Origin of the sequence: Ensifer sp. ENS02, from assembly GCF_014851885.1 — a bacterium.
Classification (GTDB): domain Bacteria; phylum Pseudomonadota; class Alphaproteobacteria; order Rhizobiales; family Rhizobiaceae; genus Ensifer; species Ensifer adhaerens.
The window spans coordinates 131,964-145,640 of the sequence record NZ_JACVAO010000003.1; the positions used below are offsets into that span (position 1 = coordinate 131,964).

A 13,677-nucleotide genomic window follows, 5' to 3' on the forward strand; every position below is an offset into this window, starting at 1 on the left:
ATCGCGGCCGAATGAAATCGCCGCCGGTGCACCCGTTCCCGACCGGCAATTGAGGTCTTCCGCCGGCCCTCCCGGGCGCCGGTCCATGACCCTTTCCTTTTTCATCCAATTCGTTTATAGGCACGCCAGCAAAAGGCGCATGCCCGTTGCATTCACGGCCGCAGCTGGACGACATCCCGGCTGACGGCGTCCCGAAATCCTCGAAATCGAAAGGATCATCCGATGTCGATTGCTGCAGAGCGTAAGGCTCAGCTCATCAAGGAATTTGCAACCGTTGAAGGCGACACCGGTTCTCCGGAAGTCCAGGTTGCTATCCTGACGGAACGGATCAACAACCTGACCGAACACTTCAAGGGCCACAAGAAGGATAACCATTCCCGCCGTGGTCTGCTCGCGATGGTTTCCAGCCGTCGTTCGCTCCTCGACTATCTGAAGAAGAAAGACGAAGCGCGCTACACCAAGCTGATCGGTGCCCTGGGCATCCGTCGCTAAGCGACTTATCCGGCGGGTCTTTGCGGCCCGCCGGCTTTTTTATGGAGCGTTGAACGCTCGACGATTAAACTCTCCAGCCGCATAGGAAACGTGGCTAAACGAGAGAATCCAGCGAGCCGGATGGGCCGGTATCGCGGATCAACCGATGGCCCGTCATGGGGCAGGATTGCAGGATGCTTCGGCCCCTGCTTGCCGGAAACGTCGCTGAAAGCGGATGGTCGGGCAAAGCGGAAAACAGCCGATTAAAGCGTGAAGCCTCCCGTTGTCTTGCCCGTGATGCGCCATTTCATGCGGCCCTTCGACCGCCCGCGCTGTAACAGCCGCGGAGAGGTCCGCCGCACACGAAGGACAGAACATGTTCGATACCCACAAGGTTGAAATCGAATGGGCTGGGCGTCCGCTCAAGCTCGAAACCGGCAAGATCGCCCGTCAGGCTGACGGCGCCGTTCTCGCCACCTACGGCGAAACCGTCGTTCTCGCCACCGTCGTTTCGGCCAAGTCGCCGAAGCCGGGCCAGGACTTCTTCCCGCTGACCGTCAACTACCAGGAAAAGACCTACGCCGCCGGCAAGATCCCGGGTGGCTACTTCAAGCGCGAAGGTCGTCCGAGCGAAAACGAAACGCTCGTCTCGCGCCTGATCGACCGTCCGATCCGTCCGCTCTTCCCCGATGGCTACAAGAACGACACCCAGGTCATCGTCACGGTCATGCAGCATGACCTCGAAAACAACCCCGACGTCCTGTCGATGGTCGCCGCTTCTGCAGCGCTGACGCTGTCGGGCATCCCCTTCATGGGCCCGATCGGTGGCGCGCGCGTCGGCTACATCAACGGCCAGTACGTTCTGAACCCGCATCTCGACGAGATGGACGAATCGACCCTCGACCTCGTCGTCGCCGGTACCCAGGAAGCGGTGCTGATGGTCGAATCCGAAGCCAAGGAACTGCCGGAAGACGTTATGCTCGGCGCCGTCGTCTTCGGTCAGAAGGGCTTCCAGCCGGTCATCGACGCCATCATCAAGCTCGCTGAAGTCGCTGCCAAGGAGCCGCGCGAATTCGAAGCCGAAGATCATTCCGCTCTCGAAAACGCCATGCTCTCGCTTGCCGAAGACGAGCTGCGCAACGCCTACAAGATCACCGAGAAGGCTGCCCGTTACACTGCCGTCGACGCCGTCAAGGCCAAGGTGAAGGCGCACTTCCTGCCTGAGGGCATCGAGAACCCGGCCCATTCGGCCGAAGAAATCGGCGCCGTCTTCAAGCACCTGCAGGCCAAGATCGTTCGCTGGAACATCCTCGACACCAAGAGCCGCATCGACGGCCGCGATCTGGAAACCGTTCGCCCGATCGTGTCGGAAGTCGGCGTTCTGCCGCGCACCCACGGTTCGGCGCTGTTCACCCGCGGTGAAACGCAGGCGATCGTCGTTGCCACGCTCGGCACCGGCGAAGACGAACAGTACGTCGACAGCCTGACCGGCATGTACAAAGAACGCTTCATGCTGCACTACAACTTCCCGCCCTTCTCGGTCGGCGAAACCGGCCGCATGGGCTCCCCGGGCCGCCGCGAAATCGGTCACGGCAAGCTCGCCTGGCGCGCTATCCGCCCGATGCTCCCGGAAGCCGAGCAGTTCCCCTACACGCTGCGCGTCGTTTCCGAGATCACCGAGTCCAACGGCTCGTCCTCGATGGCCACCGTCTGCGGCACCTCGCTCGCTCTCATGGACGCCGGCGTTCCGCTCGCAAAGCCGGTTGCCGGTATCGCCATGGGCCTGATCAAGGAAGATGAGCGCTTCGCCGTTCTCTCCGACATTCTCGGCGACGAAGACCACCTCGGCGACATGGACTTCAAGGTTGCCGGTACCGACGCCGGCATCACCTCGCTCCAGATGGACATCAAGATCGAGGGCATCACCGAAGAGATCATGGGCATCGCGCTCAACCAGGCCAAGGGCGGCCGTCTCCACATCCTCGGCGAAATGGCCAAGGCCATTTCCGAAAGCCGTGGCCAGCTCGGTGAGTTCGCCCCGCGCATCGAAGTCATGAACATTCCGGTCGACAAGATCCGCGAAGTCATCGGTTCGGGTGGCAAGGTCATCCGCGAAATCGTCGAAAAGACCGGCGCCAAGATCAACATCGAAGACGACGGCACCGTGAAGATCGCCTCCTCGTCCGGCAAGGAAATCGAAGCGGCCCGCAAGTGGATCCACTCGATCGTCGCCGAGCCGGAAGTCGGCCAGGTCTACGAAGGTACCGTTGTGAAGACCGCCGACTTCGGCGCCTTCGTCAACTTCTTCGGCGCCCGTGACGGTCTCGTCCACATCTCGCAGCTCGCCTCCGAGCGCGTCGCCAAGACGACCGACGTCGTCAAGGAAGGCGACAAGGTTTGGGTCAAGCTCATGGGCTTCGACGAGCGCGGCAAGGTTCGCCTGTCGATGAAGGTCGTCGACCAGGCCACCGGCAAGGAAATCGTTGCCGAAAAGTCTGAAAAGAAGGGCGACGGCGAAGCCGCTGAATAAGCGCGCTTCACCCGAATGCATTCGGGGCGCGGGGCGGATCGCTCCGCGCCCCTTTCTTGTAGGAAGATGACGGATAGACCGATGAGCCGAGATTCGTTGAAGACCCTGTTTTACCCGTTCGACAGCGGCGTGATCGACCCGCCGGGCGAGGGCGAGCGCGTGCTGTTCCTCGGCGCCGAGGCGGGCTACAGGCTGCCGCAGGGCTTCGAGGCGTCGATCTCGGCGGTGCAGCCGCTGCGGCCGCTCTATCGCGCCCTGGAAGCCGCCCGCGCCGACGTGGCGCCTGAAATCACCGGCGAGGACTACGACGTCACGCTGATCCTCTGCGGCAAGCACAAGGGCGAGAACGAAGACCGGATCGCCGAGGCGCTGAAGCGCACGCGCGAGGGCGGTCTGATCGTCGTTGCCGGCGGCAAGGAAGACGGCATCCAGTCGCTGAAGAAGCGCATCGCCAAGTTCGAATGGGACGGCGACCATCTGCCGAAGTATCACGGCGTCGCCTTCTGGTTCACCCGCCCGGAAGATGTCACCGACGCAGTGCAAAAGCTTGCCAAGGTGCCGGTACGCGTCGACGGTCTGTTCGAGGCCTCGCCTGGCATGTTCTCGCACGACCGCATCGATGCGGGCTCCGAGCTGCTGGCGTCGCGTCTGCCGAACGATTTCCATGGCCACGCCGCCGATTTCGGCGCTGGCTGGGGCTATCTCGCAGCCAAGCTTGCTGAAGCTTCACCGGGTACCAAGGGGGTCGATCTCTTCGAGGCCGATCACGAGGCGCTCGAGGCGGCCCGCGTCAACATGATGGCGAACGCGCCGCGCATGCCGGCCCGTTTCTACTGGTTCGACCTGACGAGCGAAGAGCCGCGCGACAAATACGACCTCATCGTCATGAACCCGCCCTTCCATGAAGGCCACGCGGCTGAGCCGTCGCTCGGCGTCGCCATCATCAAGACGGCGCTGAAGGCGCTGAAGCAGGGTGGCAAGCTGATGATGGTCGCCAATCGTGGCCTTCCCTACGAGCAGGTGCTGGCGGAAAATTCCAAGGAATATGGCGAGACCTGCCGCAACGCCCGATTCAAGGTGCTCTGGGCCAAGCGCTGAGACGCCGCAGGACGCATTTTGCGCCATCCGAGAATGGAAAAAGCCGGGCAGATGACCCGGCTTTTTTGCATCTGGCTGCAAGTCAGACTTAGCCCGTTGCCTTCGTCGCAGATCCGGCTCACCATGTGCCCGGTTTTACTGCCGGAGGATGAGTTCCATGACGTCGGGAGTGAACAGGCCGCCCTTGAGCGAGGATGCGGCCGAAGCTATTGCCAAGGACATCAAGCAGGGCGAGGGACATGGCGCGACCTCCGAGGTGCCCATGTCGTTCTTGCAGAGCCTCTATCGCTCGCCGCTTGACCCGGCACGCCGGACCCATACGGGCTTCGTCGTACTGGCGGTCATCGTGGCTCTGCTCGTGCTGTTCGTCCTGATTTGAGCTTGCCGGCAAAAGGCAGGCGGACCGGCGCGCGCCTCAACCGCGCCTTCTCGCGACGACCAATACCGCCGCAAGGATGGCGCAGAGCAGGCCGAGTGACAACGGCAACCCGTGGTGTCCCGTCACTTGCATGACAAGTCCCGTTGCTGGCGAGCCAACCATGCCGCCAAGGCCCCAGGCGAAGGCAAAGGTGGCGTTGCCGGCGATCAGGGTCAGGCCGCTGAACCGCTCGCCGAGCTGGATCAGCGACAGGGTATAGATCCCGAACGTCACCCCGCCCCAGACGAAAACAAGCGGCCAGATGAGCCAGCTTTCGAACAGCCATGGCAGCAGCAGGCAGCCGGCCAGGGAGGAAAGCACGCAGAACAGCATCGTCTGCGTCGATCCCCAGCGTTCGGAGAGGCGCCCGAGCAGGATCTGCAACGACGCGTTGCCGGCAATGAAGCAGGTGATGAGCGGCGCGACGCGCTCCTCATTGCTGGCAAGCGCTGCGCCATAGACCGCAAGCAGCGAAAGCAGGGTTTGCTCGAAGGCCGCAGCCGTTGCGACCGCAAACAGCAGCAAAGGCGCTAGCGCGAAAAACCCGGCGACGGAGGTTGCTTCCCCATCCTGCGGCATCTCCGGCAGGCGCGACACCAGGGCAAGCAAGATCAGGCCGCAGGCGACAAAGGCCACGATGCCGATCAGGAACGGCGACCAGCCCGCCGTTCCGACCATCCCGAGCGACAGTGGCCCTATGGCGAAACCGGCTGAAACGACGGAGGAATAGAGACCCATGATGCGGCCCCGGCGGGACGCGGGCGTAATGGCCACCAGCCAGGTCTCGCTGATCACGGAAAGCGGATTGGCGAAGACGCCTAGCAGAAAGCGAAGCGGCATCCAGGCCCAGACGTCGTCAGTCCACGCAATGGCGGCAAGCGTGCTGGCGGCCAGCACCGAACAGAGGATCGCGAGCCGGGCACCGCCCAGCCGCCGCGAAAGCATCGGGATCAGAGGCGCCGACAGGATGAACCCCAGCGGCGTCATGGCCGCCGACAGGCCGATCAGGGCGGGTGCGGTCCGCTGCCGCTCCAGGATGAAGCTGAGCAGCGGATAGGTGAGCCCTTGCGCCACCGCAAAGACGGTAACGGTGGCGATGATACCCGCCATCGCCGCCCAGGGGGCTTGATCCTCGCGGAACGTCGTGATCACCTCGCCAAGGGTCGGCGCTGGTGGCGGTCGCTGGTCCGATGTCATTGCGCGGCTCACCTCAAAGCACTTGCCAGAAGGGCCTGGCGAGCTCCTCCTCGACTTGACGTCGCGTCAGGCCGATATCGTCGATCAGATGCGGATCGCCCTTGAGCTTTCGATCGAGCTCTAGGTGAAATTGGTTCCGTTCACGCCAGGCGGCGACCATCCGTTTCAGCGTCTCGACAGGGGAATGCGAACGCGTCGGGCTCCTCGCGGCCTGAGGCGATGCAATGGGAAAGGGGGCGTTGTTCATGACAACCTCGCTATCGGCTTTGAGGGTCGGGGGGACCCTCGATCTGAAGGAGGTTGGATTCTGCGGAATAGGATCGGCGCCGTACTTAAGCCCTTCCAAAAAGTTCTCAAAAACTTCCAAACGGGCTATAGATCGCCGCATGCAGGATACACGGTTTGCCTTTGGTCCGTTCGTGCTTGATCCGGGTGCGGGAACGCTCCTGCGGAACGATGATCCGGTTGCGGTCGGGCATCGCGGCGTGAAGCTGCTTGCGGCGCTCGTGGAAAGGCCGGGCGAAATCCTCGCCAAGACCGAGCTGATGGACGCGGCCTGGCCTGGTACGGCCGTCGAGGAAGGCAATCTCACCGTACAGATCGCACAGCTCAGGAAGCTGCTCGGCCGGGCTGCCGACGGCGGCGAGTGGATTTCAACGGTTCCGCGCATCGGCTACCGTTTCATGGGCAGTATCGAGAGGCTGGCAGGCGGGCGAAAGCCGCTGCCGTTGCCGGGCCGGCCTTCGATCGCGGTGCTGCCCTTCGTCAATCTCAGCAACGATCCCGATCAGGATTCCTTCGCGGACGGGCTGACGGAGGATCTGATCACCGATCTCTCCCGGAGCGGTGGTCTGTTCGTCATCGCCCGCAATTCCACCTTTGCCTACAAGGGCAGGGCGATGGATGTACGCGCGATCGCCGAAGACCTCGGCGTGCGCTACCTCCTGGAAGGAAGCGCAAGGCGCGCCTCCGGACGCGTACGCATCAACGCCCAGCTGGTCGATGCGCTGAGCGGAGAGCACCTCTGGGCAGAACGCTTCGACCGCAACCTGGAAGACATCTTTGCCGTTCAGGACGAGGTGACGGCCAAGATCGTCGAGGCGTTGCTCGGTCGGCTGCGCACCCCGCCGTCACGCAATCGCCCCAGGAGCCTCGAGGCCTATGATCTCTGCGTTCGGGCGCGCAAGCTGATCGACGATTCGCCGCAGACCGCCCGGGAAGCGCATCTGATGCTCACTCGCGCCGTTTCGCTCGACCCTGATTATGCCGAGGCCTATCGCTGGCTCGCCATGAACCACTGGATGGGGTGGGTGCACTGGGGCGAGCCAATCGTACCGACCCGCGGCATCGCCCTGGATCTGGCGCGCAAAGCCGTCGCGATCGATCCCAACGACGCCGGTTGCCGCTGGGTGCTGGCCAATCTGCTTGCCTATGAGCGCAACTTCGCCGAGGCCGACGCGGAATTTGCCAGGGCCATCGAGCTTGACCCGAACGAAGCCGACACCTGGGCGACATTGTCCGACATCACGATCCTGGCAGGCCGGGTCGAGGAAGGGCTGGAGCACATTCGCAAGGCGTTCCGGCTGAACCCCTATCCGGCAAGCTGGTACTATCTGACTCTCGGCCAGGCGCAGTATGCGGCCGGAGACTACGAAGCCGCGGTCGAGACGCTGCGCAAGGACGAGACCTACCGCACCAGCTCGCGTCGCTTCCTGGCGGCGAGCCTCGCGCAATTGGGGCGGTTCGACGAGGCACGCGCCGAGGTCGACCTGTTCCTCGTCGCCAACCCGCATTTCACGACCGGTTTCTGGGCGACGACCGAGCCGTTTCGTGACGCAGCGACGCTCGCGCACTTCGTGGACGGATTCCACAAGGCCGGCCTTCCGGACTGATGTTGTCTCGGGCCGTCGGGCCCTGTCGACCTAAAAAAAAGAGACCCCGGCGAGGTGTCTCGCCGGGGTTTTCTATAGAAGCTGGGTCGTCAGTCAGCGGCTTTGCCGCTGCCGTCACTCTGCGTCGGCGGTCCTGAGCGCATCGAGTGCCGGCATCGACGTAATGTTGTAGCCGGAATCGACATAGTGGATTTCGCCGGTCACGCCGCGCGAAAGGTCCGAAAGAAGGTAGAGGGCCGAGCTGCCGACATCGTCGATCGTGACAGTGCGGCGCAGCGGCGAGTTCTTCTGCTGCCAGGACAGCATCGCCCGGGCGTCGGAAATGCCGGCGCCGGCAAGCGTGCGGATCGGGCCCGCCGAGATCGCGTTGACGCGAATGCCGCGAACGCCATAGTCGGCGGCGAGATAGCGCACCGACGCCTCGAGCGCTGCCTTGGCGACACCCATGACGTTGTAGTTCGGCATGACGCGCATCGAGCCGCCATAGGTGAGCGTCAGCATCGAGCCGCCCTCATCCATCAGTTCGGCAGCCCGCTTGGCGATCTCGGTGAAGGAGAAGCAGGAGATCACCATCGTGCGGCTGAAGTTGTCGCGCGAGGTGTCGGCGTAGAGGCCCTTCAGCTCGTTCTTGTCCGAAAAGCCGATGGCATGAACGATGAAGTCGAGCTTGCCCCAGCGTTCCTTGATCGCATCGATGACCGCATCGACAGACGCAATGTCTTCGACATCGCAAGGAAGCAGGAAGTCGGAACCGAGCTCGGCCGCCAGCGGCTTGACGCGCTTACCCAGCGCCTCGCCCTGAAAGGTGAAGGCCAGTTCCGCGCCTTGCGCTGCAAGCGCCTTGGAGATGCCCCAGGCAATAGAATGGTTGTTGGCCACACCCATGATGAGGCCACGCTTTCCAGTCATCAGTCCCGTCATGGTGTTATCCGTTGTAGCGCTGGAAGACGAGCGTTGCGTTGGTGCCGCCGAAGCCGAAGGAGTTCGAAAGAACCGTATCGATCTTGGCATTGTCGATGCGCTTGCGAACGATCGGAACGCCATCGAATTCCGGATCGAGCTCGCTGATATGCGCGCTTTCGCCGATGAAGCCCGCCTGCATCATCAACAGGCCGTAGATCGATTCCTGCACGCCGGCCGCACCGAGCGAGTGACCCGTGAGCGACTTGGTCGACTGGATGTGCGGCATCTTGCTGCCGAACACTTCGCGGATCGCGCCGATTTCCTTGCTGTCGCCAACCGGGGTGGAGGTGCCGTGGGTGTTGATGTAGTCGACCTCGCCCTTCACGGTCGAGAGCGCCTGACGCATGCAGCGGATTGCGCCTTCGCCCGACGGAGCCACCATGTCGTAGCCGTCGGAGGTGGCGCCGTAGCCGACGATTTCGGCGTAGATCTTCGCGCCGCGGGCCTTGGCGTGCTCCAGTTCTTCGAGAACGAGAACGCCTGCGCCACCGGCAATAACGAAGCCGTCGCGGTTGGCGTCATAGGCGCGCGAAGCCGTCGCCGGCGTTTCGTTGTACTTCGACGACATGGCGCCCATGGCGTCGAACAGGTTGGACATGGTCCAGTCGAGGTCTTCGTGACCCCCGGCAAACATCACGTCCTGTTTGCCCCACTGGATCATCTCGGCGGCGTTGCCGATGCAATGGGCCGAGGTCGAGCAGGCCGACGAGATCGAGTAGTTGACGCCGTGGATCTGGAACCAGGTGGCAAGCGTCGCCGACGCCGTCGAAGACATCGCCTTGGGAACGGCGAACGGGCCGATGCGCTTCGGGCTGACGTTCTTGCGGGTGATGTCGGCCGCTTCAACGATGGTGCGGGTGGACGGTCCGCCCGAGCCCATAATGATACCGGTACGCTCGTTGCGGGCGATGACGGCTTCTTCCAGACCGGAGTCGGCGATCGCCTGCTTCATCGCCACGTGGTTCCAGGCGCCGCCCTGAGACAGGAAGCGCATGGCACGGCGATCGACGAGTTCGGTCGGATCGAGCGACGGCGCGCCCCAGACCTGGCACTTGAAGCCATTCTCGGCGAAATCGGGAGAAAACGTGATGCCCGACTTGGCATCGCGCAACGACGCCGTAACTTCGTCTGCATTGTTCCCGATCGAGGAAACGATGCCGAGGCCCGTGACAACAACCCGTCTCATGGTACTGACCTTTTCTTTATTTCGTTGGCTGCGGAAAGGCCTGAATTTTACTCGGCCTTATCCTTCGACAGGCCGACGCGGAGGTCGGTTGCCTGATAGATAGTCTCGCCATCGGCTTTCAGCCAGCCGTCGGCCGTGCCGAGCACGAGCCGTCCGCGCATGACGCGCTTGAAGTCGATGCCGTACTCGAGAAGCTTGGTATGGGGACGCACCATGCCCTTGAACTTCACTTCGCCGGTGGAAAGCGCCATGCCGCGGCCGGGCTCGCCGAGCCAGCCGAGGTAAAAACCGGTCAGCTGCCACATGCCATCGAGGCCGAGGCAGCCGGGCATGATCGGGTTGCCCTGGAAGTGGCAGGGAAAATACCAGTCGTCCGGCCGCACGTCGTACTCGGCGCGCAGGTAACCCTTGTCGAAGGCGCCGCCGGTCTCGGAGATTTCGGTGATGCGGTGGACCATCAGCATCGGCGGCAGCGGCAGCTGGGCATTGCCGGGGCCAAACAACTCACCACGGCCGCAGGCCAGGATTTCCTCATAGCTGAAGCTGGATTGTCTGGTCGTCATGAATAGATGTTTCCCCGCGTAACAAATTGTGTTGTCCGACCTGCTTTAGAGCAAGTTCGGCTTGAAATGAAGCGTGGCGACCCGGATCTTGCGGTTTTCCGTCCGGTCTCCATCGCTTCTGATGGCGATTTCACTCCGCCGTCGCTTACAGGATCAATGTGGGCGCGACCAGAGTTAATTGCCAGCATTCCCCGAGTTTGACCGGTTTTTCGGGCTTTGCAACGCCTGTCAGGGCTGGAATCTATTGAAAGGCGAGGACGTAAAAGTTATATCGCGGAGGAAGTATTGTGAATTTCGCCGGGATACATGGAACGACCCTTGATGACGAAAGCAACAGAAGTGAGTTCGGAAGAAAGGCTACGCCACTCAGGCCTGCGTCCGACCCGTCAACGCGTTGCCCTCGCCGATCTGATCTTTGCCAAGGGTGATCGCCACCTGACCGTCGAAGAACTGCACGAAGAGGCCGTCATGGCCGGCGTGCCAGTGTCGCTGGCGACCGTCTACAACACGCTGCACCAGTTTACCGAAGCCGGCATGATCCGCGTGCTGGCGGTGGAAAGCGCCAAGACCTATTTCGACACCAACGTGTCGGACCATCATCACTTCTTCGTCGAGGGCCAGAACGAGGTTCTCGATATTCCGGTCAGCAACATCCACATCGACAATCTGCCGGAACCGCCCGAGGGCATGGAGATCGCCCATGTCGACGTGGTCATTCGTCTGCGCCGTAAAAACGACCGCTGATCCGGCGGCCACCGTCATGGTGGCCGCGATGGCGATCGATCGCCGCTATTCCGTCACCGTCAGATTGGCGCGCATGCCGGCCTCGTAGTGTCCTTTGATGTTGCAAAGGAGCACGTAGCTGCCCGGCGCGAGCTTGGCTTTCAGCTGGCCGTCGGCTCCGGGCTTCAGCTCGGAAACCTCGCCGAGGCTCTTGAGCTGCTTTTCGTCGACCCGATGCTTGGCCGCGATGAGATTGATCTTCTGGTCGGCTGATTTCAGCTTCACCAGCACCATCTCGTGCTCTTCCGTCATGGCGTCGTTGTGCACCAGGAAGACAGTCTCTCCGGCCTTTATCGTCGACTGGTCGAGTGTCAGTGTCATCGGGCCGCCCGCTTCACCACCTTCGACGACCTTGACGGTCGTGGCGGCAAATGCCGGCGAGGCCATGCAAAGAAGGGCGAGTGCGGCAAGCTTGTTGCTGAAGAAACGCATGCGGTATCCCTTTCGCTGAAGCCGCCCGGGTGGCGGCCGACACCGCATCAACTACGATACCGGCGCTGTCCGCCGCCTGTCATAGGCACGCACGTGCGAAAGGCTCACATCACGTCGTCCGGATCGCGGCCCGGCAGCGCCTTGCCGGTCGGCAGCGTCCATCCGAACTTGAGCGCACCGGCACGCACGGCAAAGGCCGAGGCCACGCCGAGCGTTGAGGCGGCCACAAGTGGTAGTCCCGCCATCGTCGCCAGCACGTAGGCACTGGCACCGATCAGCGCTGCCGTCACATAGACTTCCGGCCGCAGCAGCACCGAGGGTTCTCCGGCCAGCAGATCGCGAAGCACGCCGCCGAACGTCGCCGTCAGCATGCCGGTAACGAGCGCGACGCTCGGCGACCCCGTCGCTGCATAGCCTTTCGCCGCACCCATCACGCAATAGGCCGACAGCCCGATCGCATCGAGCCAGACGAGGACCCGGTAGCGGGAATCGAAGAGATGGGCGGTGAAGAACAGGAGAACGGCGACCGTCGCGCAGACCAGAAGATAGGTCGGATTGGTGACCCAGAAGACGGGCGTTGCGCCGAGCACGACGTCACGCATCGTGCCGCCGCCGATGCCGGTGACCGAGGCCAGGAACAGATAGCCGATGATGTCGAGTTGCTTGCGCGAGGCCGACAGCGCCCCGGTTGCGGCAAACACGGCCACACCGGCATAGTCGAGGATTTCGAGGATCGGCATGGGCGCTCCGTTTCAGCCCGATTGGCTCCCGCAGATCATTAGCGCACCGTCGGGATGAAGTCAGGAGGCGCGCTGCCATTTGCTGCACTGGGGCGTGTCATGGTCGTCTAGCTCGGCAGCACCGTCTGAGTGCGGCCGAGCAGGTAATAGGCGACGAGCCCGGTCCATTCCTTGGCGGCCGTCGTTGTCAGCTGCGCGTTCAGTGAGGGCTGGGTGAAATCGAAGCCAAGCCGCACCTTGCCGCTGGTGCGGTAGTCGGTCGGCCAGGGCAGGACGTCGATGTCGTTGGCGCGGAACAGCCCGACGGAGCGCGGCATGTGATACGCCGAGGTGACGAGCGCACATTGCGTCAGCCCGTTTGCCGCCAGAAGATCCTTGGTGTAGCGCGCGTTCTCGAAGGTGGTGCGCGAATCTTCCTCGCGGATCACCCGATCGGCCGCAATGCCGAAGATGTCGAAGAACGCCTTCGAGGCCAGCGCATCGCCCTCGTAGGCGCCGCTGATCGAGCCATCGCCGCCGGAGACGAGGATTCGTGCTTCGGGATAGCGCTTGGCGAGGCTCGCTGTCTCGATGAAGCGGTCTGCTGCCTGGTTGAGCTCCGTGCCGCCGCGGCTTGCCATGACTTCGTTTTCGAAGGCGCCGCCGAGCACAATGATGCAGGAAAGCGCTGTCGGCGGCGTCGGGCGCACAAATCGATCCTCAAGCGCTTGCAGGGCATAGGGGCCAGCGGTGGTGAACAGGCTGACGAAAAGAACCAGCGCGCCCAGGCTGCCGAGAACGGCGCCGATGCGTCGCCAGCCGATGGCCGTCGCAAGCAGCCCGGCGATGACGGCGAGCAGCGAGAACGACAGCGGCTGCACAATGAGCCAGAAGATTTTCGAGATCAGAAACATGGCACCAGCTTCTGCGTTCCGCTGCTTAACAAATCATGAATGCATGGCGCGCGGCCGGATGTTGCGCGCGAAACGGCTGTTCGCGTTCGCGCAAGGTAACGCATGCACCATGTTCATCCGAACGTTGCGTGGGCGGCCCCGGCCACCACTTTCATTTGAAGCCGAAAGGAGTATCATCCGCGAGATGACCACGATAGCCGGCTTCCGATCGCAGCTGTTTCGTGCCGCCAACGAGGTCCATGACCTCACCCCGGTGCAGGCACAGCGTTTGCTTGAAGGCGCAGTGGCGCTGATCCGCTGCATGCGCGAGCAGACGGGCATGGAACCGAACACCGAAGCGCCGGACGTGACCAACATCCTGCTGGACATTGCCGGTTCCATACCCAAACGGTCCGAGCGCGAAATCCGCAATGCTCTGCTCGAATCCGCCGACATCATCCGGTTGCTGACGATGATCCTGGATTCGCTGGACGAAATGGCCGCGAACGAGGGTCCCTGAGGACTGGGTACT

The 13,677-nt window shown here is 62.7% G+C and carries 15 protein-coding genes; 7 read left to right on the top strand and 8 right to left on the bottom strand.

Annotation, left to right across the window (positions count from 1 at the left end; genetic code table 11):
* Positions 1 to 222 precede the first annotated feature (222 nt).
* The 4 genes from rpsO (at position 223) to IB262_RS07895 (ending at position 4,478) form a co-directional block, all read left to right on the top strand.
* Complete coding sequence (rpsO, locus tag IB262_RS07880) at positions 223 to 492, top strand: 30S ribosomal protein S15 (protein ID WP_029742369.1); 270 nt, start codon at positions 223 to 225, stop codon at positions 490 to 492.
* A gap of 355 nt (positions 493 to 847) precedes the next feature.
* Entirely contained in the window at positions 848 to 3,001 is a 2,154-nt protein-coding gene (gene pnp / locus IB262_RS07885; RefSeq protein ID WP_112976974.1) for a polyribonucleotide nucleotidyltransferase, read from the top strand.
* An 81-nt stretch (positions 3,002 to 3,082) separates the two neighbouring features.
* The gene (locus IB262_RS07890; protein ID WP_060580570.1) at positions 3,083 to 4,099 is read left to right on the top strand and encodes a class I SAM-dependent methyltransferase; all 1,017 of its coding nucleotides are present in this window, start codon (positions 3,083 to 3,085) and stop codon (positions 4,097 to 4,099) included.
* Between the two features lie 157 nt (positions 4,100 to 4,256).
* Positions 4,257 to 4,478, top strand: coding sequence for a hypothetical protein (locus IB262_RS07895; RefSeq protein ID WP_029742372.1), 222 nt, complete (start codon positions 4,257 to 4,259; stop codon positions 4,476 to 4,478).
* Between the two features lie 36 nt (positions 4,479 to 4,514).
* Here the strand turns inward: IB262_RS07895 and IB262_RS07900 are convergent, their stop codons facing one another.
* Together IB262_RS07900 and IB262_RS07905 are read right to left on the bottom strand one after the other, a co-directional pair.
* Positions 4,515 to 5,714, bottom strand: a complete 1,200-nt coding sequence (locus tag IB262_RS07900) for an MFS transporter (RefSeq protein WP_112976973.1) — start codon at positions 5,712 to 5,714, stop codon at positions 4,515 to 4,517.
* Positions 5,715 to 5,727: 13 nt separating this feature from the next.
* A complete protein-coding gene (locus tag IB262_RS07905; RefSeq protein ID WP_112977027.1) occupies positions 5,728 to 5,961 on the bottom strand; it encodes a DUF1127 domain-containing protein in 234 nt (77 codons plus the stop codon).
* Positions 5,962 to 6,100: 139 nt separating this feature from the next.
* Between IB262_RS07905 and IB262_RS07910 the strand changes: the two genes are divergently transcribed.
* On the top strand, positions 6,101 to 7,606 hold the full coding sequence (locus tag IB262_RS07910) for a winged helix-turn-helix domain-containing tetratricopeptide repeat protein (RefSeq protein WP_034804746.1): 1,506 nt from the start codon (positions 6,101 to 6,103) through the stop codon (positions 7,604 to 7,606).
* A 114-nt stretch (positions 7,607 to 7,720) separates the two neighbouring features.
* On the opposite strand, the gene fabI is transcribed toward IB262_RS07910, so the two are convergent.
* The 3 genes from fabI to fabA are packed head-to-tail and all read right to left on the bottom strand — an operon-like array spanning position 7,721 to position 10,318.
* Positions 7,721 to 8,527: an enoyl-ACP reductase FabI gene (gene fabI / locus IB262_RS07915; RefSeq protein WP_029742377.1), complete on the bottom strand. Its 807-nt coding sequence runs from the start codon at positions 8,525 to 8,527 to the stop codon at positions 7,721 to 7,723.
* A gap of 4 nt (positions 8,528 to 8,531) precedes the next feature.
* Positions 8,532 to 9,755: a beta-ketoacyl-ACP synthase I gene (gene fabB / locus IB262_RS07920; protein WP_029742378.1), complete on the bottom strand. Its 1,224-nt coding sequence runs from the start codon at positions 9,753 to 9,755 to the stop codon at positions 8,532 to 8,534.
* A gap of 47 nt (positions 9,756 to 9,802) precedes the next feature.
* Entirely contained in the window at positions 9,803 to 10,318 is a 516-nt protein-coding gene (fabA, locus tag IB262_RS07925; RefSeq protein ID WP_029742379.1) for a 3-hydroxyacyl-[acyl-carrier-protein] dehydratase FabA, read from the bottom strand.
* 321 nt (positions 10,319 to 10,639) lie between these two features.
* On the opposite strand from fabA, the gene irrA reads away from it, so the two are divergent.
* On the top strand, positions 10,640 to 11,062 hold the full coding sequence (gene irrA / locus IB262_RS07930; RefSeq protein ID WP_029742380.1) for an iron response transcriptional regulator IrrA: 423 nt from the start codon (positions 10,640 to 10,642) through the stop codon (positions 11,060 to 11,062).
* Between the two features lie 45 nt (positions 11,063 to 11,107).
* Here irrA and IB262_RS07935 read toward each other — a convergent pair whose 3' ends face one another.
* From IB262_RS07935 to IB262_RS07945, 3 genes are all read right to left on the bottom strand, one after another.
* Positions 11,108 to 11,533 carry a plastocyanin/azurin family copper-binding protein gene (locus IB262_RS07935; RefSeq protein WP_034804743.1) on the bottom strand — a complete coding sequence of 142 codons (426 nt, stop codon included), beginning with the start codon at positions 11,531 to 11,533 and terminating at the stop codon, positions 11,108 to 11,110.
* Between the two features lie 104 nt (positions 11,534 to 11,637).
* Positions 11,638 to 12,273 (bottom strand): trimeric intracellular cation channel family protein, encoded by a 636-nt coding sequence (locus tag IB262_RS07940; RefSeq protein WP_034804739.1) that lies wholly within the window; start codon positions 12,271 to 12,273, stop codon positions 11,638 to 11,640.
* 107 nt (positions 12,274 to 12,380) lie between these two features.
* Positions 12,381 to 13,166: a YdcF family protein gene (locus IB262_RS07945; RefSeq protein ID WP_112976972.1), complete on the bottom strand. Its 786-nt coding sequence runs from the start codon at positions 13,164 to 13,166 to the stop codon at positions 12,381 to 12,383.
* Between IB262_RS07945 and IB262_RS07950 the strand changes: the two genes are divergently transcribed.
* Positions 13,135 to 13,665, top strand: coding sequence for a hypothetical protein (locus tag IB262_RS07950; RefSeq protein ID WP_143106248.1), 531 nt, complete (start codon positions 13,135 to 13,137; stop codon positions 13,663 to 13,665). The two genes, IB262_RS07945 and IB262_RS07950, sit on opposite strands and share 32 nt — an antisense overlap.
* The last annotated feature ends 12 nt before the right edge of the window (positions 13,666 to 13,677 follow it).

What these genes read in the sequence shown, in the direction of transcription:
- fabI (WP_029742377.1), bottom strand. Translation starts at nt 8,527, where the DNA reads ATGACGGGACTGATGACTGGAAAGCGTGGCCTCATCATGGGTGTGGCC.
- irrA (WP_029742380.1), top strand. Translation starts at nt 10,640, where the DNA reads ATGACGAAAGCAACAGAAGTGAGTTCGGAAGAAAGGCTACGCCACTCA.
- IB262_RS07945 (WP_112976972.1), bottom strand. Translation starts at nt 13,166, where the DNA reads ATGTTTCTGATCTCGAAAATCTTCTGGCTCATTGTGCAGCCGCTGTCG.
- IB262_RS07900 (WP_112976973.1), bottom strand. Translation starts at nt 5,714, where the DNA reads ATGACATCGGACCAGCGACCGCCACCAGCGCCGACCCTTGGCGAGGTG.
- IB262_RS07905 (WP_112977027.1), bottom strand. Translation starts at nt 5,961, where the DNA reads ATGAACAACGCCCCCTTTCCCATTGCATCGCCTCAGGCCGCGAGGAGC.
- IB262_RS07910 (WP_034804746.1), top strand. Translation starts at nt 6,101, where the DNA reads ATGCAGGATACACGGTTTGCCTTTGGTCCGTTCGTGCTTGATCCGGGT.
- IB262_RS07890 (WP_060580570.1), top strand. Translation starts at nt 3,083, where the DNA reads ATGAGCCGAGATTCGTTGAAGACCCTGTTTTACCCGTTCGACAGCGGC.
- fabA (WP_029742379.1), bottom strand. Translation starts at nt 10,318, where the DNA reads ATGACGACCAGACAATCCAGCTTCAGCTATGAGGAAATCCTGGCCTGC.
- IB262_RS07940 (WP_034804739.1), bottom strand. Translation starts at nt 12,273, where the DNA reads ATGCCGATCCTCGAAATCCTCGACTATGCCGGTGTGGCCGTGTTTGCC.
- pnp (WP_112976974.1), top strand. Translation starts at nt 848, where the DNA reads ATGTTCGATACCCACAAGGTTGAAATCGAATGGGCTGGGCGTCCGCTC.
- fabB (WP_029742378.1), bottom strand. Translation starts at nt 9,755, where the DNA reads ATGAGACGGGTTGTTGTCACGGGCCTCGGCATCGTTTCCTCGATCGGG.
- IB262_RS07950 (WP_143106248.1), top strand. Translation starts at nt 13,135, where the DNA reads ATGAGCCAGAAGATTTTCGAGATCAGAAACATGGCACCAGCTTCTGCG.
- IB262_RS07895 (WP_029742372.1), top strand. Translation starts at nt 4,257, where the DNA reads ATGACGTCGGGAGTGAACAGGCCGCCCTTGAGCGAGGATGCGGCCGAA.
- IB262_RS07935 (WP_034804743.1), bottom strand. Translation starts at nt 11,533, where the DNA reads ATGCGTTTCTTCAGCAACAAGCTTGCCGCACTCGCCCTTCTTTGCATG.
- rpsO (WP_029742369.1), top strand. Translation starts at nt 223, where the DNA reads ATGTCGATTGCTGCAGAGCGTAAGGCTCAGCTCATCAAGGAATTTGCA.